Annotated in this window: 5 protein-coding genes; 1 reads left to right on the forward strand and 4 read right to left on the reverse strand. The window is 32.8% G+C overall.

Annotation, left to right across the window (positions count from 1 at the left end):
• Nucleotides 1-41 precede the first annotated feature (41 nt).
• Nucleotides 42-467, reverse strand: a complete 426-nt coding sequence (locus tag B0A67_RS22110) for a CBS domain-containing protein (RefSeq protein ID WP_072961432.1) — start codon at nucleotides 465-467, stop codon at nucleotides 42-44.
• Nucleotides 468-1,391: 924 nt separating this feature from the next.
• On the opposite strand from B0A67_RS22110, the gene B0A67_RS22115 reads away from it, so the two are divergent.
• Nucleotides 1,392-1,706, forward strand: coding sequence for a hypothetical protein (locus B0A67_RS22115; protein ID WP_072961436.1), 315 nt, complete (start codon nucleotides 1,392-1,394; stop codon nucleotides 1,704-1,706).
• A 112-nt stretch (nucleotides 1,707-1,818) separates the two neighbouring features.
• Here the strand turns inward: B0A67_RS22115 and B0A67_RS22120 are convergent, their stop codons facing one another.
• The 3 genes from B0A67_RS22120 to B0A67_RS22130 form a co-directional block, all read right to left on the reverse strand.
• Complete coding sequence (locus tag B0A67_RS22120) at nucleotides 1,819-3,759, reverse strand: OmpA family protein (protein ID WP_072961439.1); 1,941 nt, start codon at nucleotides 3,757-3,759, stop codon at nucleotides 1,819-1,821.
• A gap of 10 nt (nucleotides 3,760-3,769) precedes the next feature.
• A complete protein-coding gene (locus B0A67_RS22125) occupies nucleotides 3,770-4,675 on the reverse strand; it encodes a PorP/SprF family type IX secretion system membrane protein (RefSeq protein ID WP_072961443.1) in 906 nt (301 codons plus the stop codon).
• Between the two features lie 52 nt (nucleotides 4,676-4,727).
• A partial coding sequence (locus B0A67_RS22130) for a T9SS type B sorting domain-containing protein (protein ID WP_123887459.1) occupies nucleotides 4,728-6,365 on the reverse strand: 1,638 nt, incomplete at its 5' end.

The following is a 6,365-nucleotide window of genomic DNA, read 5'->3' on the forward strand; positions in this document are numbered from 1 at the left end:
TATTTGGACTATTTTATCAGGCATATTTTTATTATTTTCTTTTATTGAGAAATATAAGAGTTTAAATGATTTATTGTGTCTTTCTGAATTTCTATAATCGCTTTTACTACATCGCTTATAGATATTATTCCTACTACAATTCCGTCTTCCAGAACCGGCAGATGTCTGATTCTTTTGGTACTCATGAGTTCCATACAATCCTCGATATTATTTGAAAGGTTTACTGAAAAAACATTGCTTTCCATAATTTCATGAACAAGGGTTTCTTTTGAAGATTTGTCTTTTAAAACAATTTTTCTGGCATAATCCCTTTCAGATAATATTCCTTTAAGATCATTATTGTCAATGACAAGAATAGCTCCTATGTTTTTCTCTCCCATCACTTTTAAGGCTTCATAAACCGTTGTTGTTGAAAGAACTGAATAAACATTTTTTCCTTTTGCGTTTAGTATTTGATTTACAGTCATATCTGAAAAAATTTAGATCTATAAAGTTAGAAAAAAATGAATACACAGCACAACGAAATCGATTTTTTAAAACTTAATTAATTCATTTTAAACATAATAACTAATATTTTGTATTTCCGAAATATTAGTTCAAACAAATGAATGGATTTTACGGTTATATTACGAAAAACGCAGAAATTTAGCCATCTACAGATTTATTCTAAATAAAACAAAGATTTTGAACAAATTGATGGAATGATAATATTGATGCTTTTTGTGTGGTATAATCCCGATGGGATATTTTATCAGGGTAATTTTGATATCTACCAATATTGAATTCCTAGCGGAATATTTCGCAGAAATTAAATATTTGGTAGAAAAATATTTTTTTTCCTCAACATTTAGAATGCTCCAGCGGAGCAATATATTTATAGCCATTTAGTACGACCTAACATAAAGCTCCAGCGGAGCGAAATAGAATTTCTTAATCGATAAATATTTCACCCCGATGGGGTTCAATTGCGCAAATAATTATTTTCTATAAATATGTCGTCCCGCTGGGACTTCTTTTAATTTCAAAAAATAAATTATTGACCGGATTTTTACAAAAAACTTTCATTAACATACTATAGTATGTGAGAAATAATAAATAAAAAACAGTAATTGCATGAATTAAAAAACATGTCTTTAAGTAAGAATATATTATCATAAAATTTTTCTCGATCTTGACATTTTCACAAAAATAAACCATTAACCAACAGTAACTTAAAAATAAAAACACACTATTATCTAAGACATGACATATATGTCGTAGTATCTTTTTTTATAGTTTAATAGATTTGACAAATGAAAAACAGATCATGGATTAGAAATAGTATTGTAATTAATTCTGATACCAATTTGAAAATTAAAAATGTAAAACAACCAAACTAAAAATACACTAGGATGGAAACAATCAACACTAAAAAATTAGAGAATCTCAGAAAATTAATTGCTCCGTATTTCAATACTGCAAAATCGGATGACGATCAATCAGAAGTTCAAAAAGCGCAAACTCATTATTATGAACTTGGTTGCGTCATTACCAATCTGCTAAAAATGTGCGTTTTGACATTGGATCAAGAGGAACATAAAATTTCAGAAACAAACAAAACTCCTATAAATGTTTCTCTCATTTTAGAAACTGTATTGAAAATGTTTCCTTTAGATGAATTTGAATTGTTAGATGAAATTAATAAGATCCTTGTTGAAGATTCTTAAATCATAAAAACTATTAGTTTAGAAAAGCTAACATATGTACTTTGCAGATTTACCCTAAATAAAAATGACTTTTCTAAATCTAGAAAAGTCATTTTTTTATTATTGTGTTTGTTTACAAATTGGTAATCACAAACTCACTTCGTCTGTTTTGCTGATGTTCTTCTTCTGAGCATTTTACGCCATCAGAACATTGGTTTACCAGTTGCGATTCTCCGTAGCCTTTTGATGTTAATCTGTTAGGTTTTATTCCTCTGTCAACTAACCATTTCATCGTTGCCTTTGCTCTTTTCTCAGATAGAATCTGATTGTATTTTGCTGTTTGTCGGCTATCTGTATGCGAACGAATATCAAGTTTCAGATCGGGATATTGTTTTAATATTTCGATGATTTTTTCTAATTGAAAAGCAGATTTATTCTTAATAACAGCTTTGTCTAAATCGAAATAAATAATAGGAATATCGAGTGTTTTCGCCAAATCTGTTCCTATCGTTATTGATTTCACCCTTTTTTCTAACTGAATTAGTAAAGTTGTTTTTCCAGATAATTTTTTAATTGTTATTGGAGTTTCTTTACTTTCATAATCTGCTTTTGCTGTTCTGACAAAATAGTTTTTACCACAATTTACATTCGCAAAAAGATAATTCCCTTTTGCATCTGAAACCACTTCTGCTACAGCATTAAAATTATCGTCTAACAAAGTTACTTTGGTATCTGCAAGACTTACGTTTGTTTCTACATCTGTAATTGTTCCCGTTAGTTCTTGTTCGCAATTGAGTTTCCGTTTTTCAGTAAAGCGATAAATATCATCGAATCCTACGCCGTTTTCTCTGTTGGAAGAGAAAAATCCGTTTCTTTTTTTACTGTCGATTATAAAAGCAAAATCGTCTTGTTTGCTATTTATTGGTTCTCCAACATTTTGAATTTGTTCGAAAGAACCTTCATTATTTATCTTAGAAACAAAAATATCAAGTCCGCCTAATCCGGGTCTTCCGTCAGTTGCAAAATAAAGTTCGTTGTCTTCGGAAATAAAAGGAAAGGTTTCTCTTCCTTCGGTATTTATAGTTGCTCCTAAATTTTCGGGTTTTCCAAAGGTTCCGTCCTCATTTATTTTCACTTTAAACAAATCTGATTGTCCTAACGTTCCTGGCATATCTGATGCAAAATACAGTGTTTTTTCATCGATGCTCAAAGTAGGATGCGCTACACTATATTGATCACTATTGAACGGAAGTTCTTCAATATTTTTCCATTCGCCGTTAACCAAACTAGCTTTGTATAATTTTAGTAAAGTAACTTTATTCTGGTCTCTTCCTCTTTTTCCTCCTAAAAAGTTATTTCGGGTAAAATAGATGGTTCGTCCGTCTTTTGTAAAAACAGGCGTTGACTCATTGAACTTTGTATTTACTTTTTTCTGAAAACGCTGCGGAATACCAATACTTCCGTCAGAAGTTAATTCGGCAGTATATAAATTAGTAAAAGATCTGTTTGTCCATTTAAAATTTTTCTTTACGATTCCGCCCGTATCACGTGCCGAAGTAAAGACTAATTTATTATCATAAATAGTGCTTCCGTAATCCGAAAATTTAGAATTAATTCCTGCATCGGCAATTTCAAATCTTCCTGAATTGGATTTTATCTCTTCTAAGTAATTTTTATTGGCCTCAAACAAAAGACCTCTTTTATCAGTGGTTATTTTTTGATTGAATTTTTCTAAAATCGTATCTGCTTTTGCATAATTTCCGTCAGATTTCAGACATTGTGCATATCGGTACAAATATTCAGGATCCTGCTGCTCGTTCATGGCAAACAATTCGTGGTACCATTTTAGGGCTTTTACCAATTCTCCGTTAAAATAATAGGAATTACCAAGACGCTGAAACATTTTTTCGTCTTTATATCCTTTATCAGCAACACTTTCGTAAACTTTTATGGCATCTACATAAGCATACTTCTCGTATTGATCATTGGCATAATTGATACTTGATGTTTGTGCAATTGTGTTGAGAAAAAAGAGTAAAAATAAAGCGGTATAATTCAGGTTTTTGATTTTCATGTATTACTTTTTAGAAGAATCTTGGAGATGTAATTCTGTTATAATTATTAAAAAACTCAAAGCGCAGGAAAATTTCATGCGATCCGGAATTGTACTTTCTTAAATTGGTTGTTTCATGATCATAACCATATCCTATATATAAACCGTCTGATACCTGAAAACCTGCCAATGCACTTACTGATGCACTCCAGCGATAGGCAAGCCCTACTACAAATTTGTCATTGAACATAAAATTACCCGAAAGATCGACTTGTAAAGGAGCTCCCTGTACCATTTTTGTCAACACTGCCGGTTTGAATTTGACGTAATAATCGATATCAAAAACATAACCTGCCATGAAATAGTAATTTATTTTGTCTTTGAAAATAGCATTATCATTATTACTGTATCTGTTGGTTTCGATAAAATTAGGAATAGATACCCCTACGTAGGCTTTATCTGAATGCCAGTAAACACCGGCCCCGATATTGGGCGAAATTTTATTCCTTAAATCCTGAAATTGAGGATCGCCCTGGTCTTCAAAACTTAATTTATTTACATCTAAATTAAAAAGATTCGCTGTCCCTTTTATTCCAAAGGAAAGTTTGAAGGTTTCAGAAGTTGGAACGGTATAGGATAAATCGGCAGATAGCGTGTTTTCGTTTATTGGTCCAATTTTATCGTTTACTAAAGAAACTCCAAGTCCTAAATCGCTATTATTTAAAGGCGTATTTACCGAAAACGTACTGGTCTCCGGCGCGCCATCAAGCCCAACCCATTGTGTACGATATAACCCAAAAACACTCAATACACCTCGAGACCCCGCATAAGCCGGATTGATCGTAATGGTATTATACATATATTGTGTGTATTGAGAATCTTGCTGCGCTGAACACACAACGGTGAAAAACATGAAAATTAAAACTAACTTTTTCATTTAAAAGGCTTTTAAAAGCGGCTTGGCAAATAGCTAAGCCGCTTGTGTTTTTTTACTTGTTGATATATAAATAACCTGAAAGTTGGTGCGAGTTTGAACCGCTGTCTTTGTATTTCAGAATATAGAAATAAGTTCCTTCCGGCAATCCTTCAGATTGTTTTACTGTTGTACGTCCTTGAGAGTAACCTACAAAAGCACGGTCTTCGTTGTTATAATTGTCTACATCATAAACTAAAACACCCCAACGGTTATAAATTTCTACCGTATTATCCGGATAACATTCTAATCCCTGAATATAGAATCTCTTATTTTTTTCGTCTCCGTTTGGAGAGAATGCATTAAAGACTTTTATCACACAACTAGTTAAGTCTAAGACTGTAGGTTGATCTCCAGTATTATTTTCATCATCTGACAAGTCATCTACAAGAACTCCTTTATTGCTTCTCGCCTGAACACTTGCCTGGTTGCTTACGCTTCCTTTATTGATATCACTTTGTGTGATCTTATAGGTAGCCGTAAAATTATACTCATCAGATTCGTTTACACCTAAATTTATCGCTTGTCCGGAAACTGCAACACCCGGTAAAGGATCTAAGACCGTAACTCCAACCAAAGGAACGTTACCTGTGTTTGTTACTTTAAATTTATAGGTAATGGTTTCACCTGCATCTGCAACTTTGTTATTGTTTTCATCATTAAACACTGCTGTTTTGATAATCGCAATAGCCGGAGCTTCTACAAAAACACTTAACGTTGCCGATGCGCAATTGGTTGGATTTGCTTTTTCGCAAACCTGATAGGTCATCGTATAATTTCCTCCCGGAGTATTTGGTTTCACATTTACAGTTCCGTCCGGATTGAATTCGAAATACGCATTTTGCGGCGCATTCAAAATCACATCTATAGGGTTTACTGGTAAACCTTTTAATAAATCATTGTCGAAAACATTGATAAACTCAAGAGATCCATTTATTCCGTCAACATTTACTGGCCCATCATTGTTAATAATAAGCTGTATTAATGGTGTTACCGGCGGATTATTTACTACCGAAATCTTAGCAACTGCCTGACTGCAATTAGATGCGTTTAAGGCTTCACAAATTCTATACGTCAATTCATAATTCCCAGTTGGTGTTCCCGGTTTTATTTCGATTGTTCCATCTGCTTTTAAAATCAAATTAGGATTTGAAACAATAGTAGTCAAAATAACATCTGCAGGCTTAACCGCTGATCCGTTTAAGGTATCATTATCAAATATACTTGTTGTTGAACTTTGTCCTTTACTAGTATCTATAGTTCCTGCATTATCATTATTGGCTTGTAAAGATCCACTTATCACAGGAACATAGCTTTTTACAGTAACACAATTGTCAGGATTCAGATATTCGCAAATAGTATATTCAATTTCATAATTTCCAACTGGAGTTCCTGGTTTTACTGTTACCGTTCCGTCCGAATTTAACGTTAATCCTGTTGGAACTTTTACAACTGTCAGGATTATTCCTCCGTTACTATTTTTGATAATAGCTGAATTTCCGTTTAAGGTAACATTATCTATTAATGATACTGTTTTTCCTCCAGTGCTTCCGTTAACAGGAAGAGTGTTTTCTGTTAGGGCTTTGATTACTGACTTGCCCACGACAATTACAGAAGTAGTCTCATTACAGTTCGTTGGATTGGTAATCTCACA

Source organism: Flavobacterium aquidurense (assembly GCF_002217195.1).
In the GTDB taxonomy this organism is placed as follows: Bacteria; Bacteroidota; Bacteroidia; order Flavobacteriales; family Flavobacteriaceae; genus Flavobacterium; species Flavobacterium frigidimaris.

Bases quoted from the DNA above. Each gene is read 5' to 3' on its own strand.
- B0A67_RS22110 (WP_072961432.1), bottom strand. From the start codon at position 467: ATGACTGTAAATCAAATACTAAACGCAAAAGGAAAAAATGTTTATTCA.
- B0A67_RS22115 (WP_072961436.1), top strand. From the start codon at position 1,392: ATGGAAACAATCAACACTAAAAAATTAGAGAATCTCAGAAAATTAATT.
- B0A67_RS22120 (WP_072961439.1), bottom strand. From the start codon at position 3,759: ATGAAAATCAAAAACCTGAATTATACCGCTTTATTTTTACTCTTTTTT.
- B0A67_RS22125 (WP_072961443.1), bottom strand. From the start codon at position 4,675: ATGAAAAAGTTAGTTTTAATTTTCATGTTTTTCACCGTTGTGTGTTCA.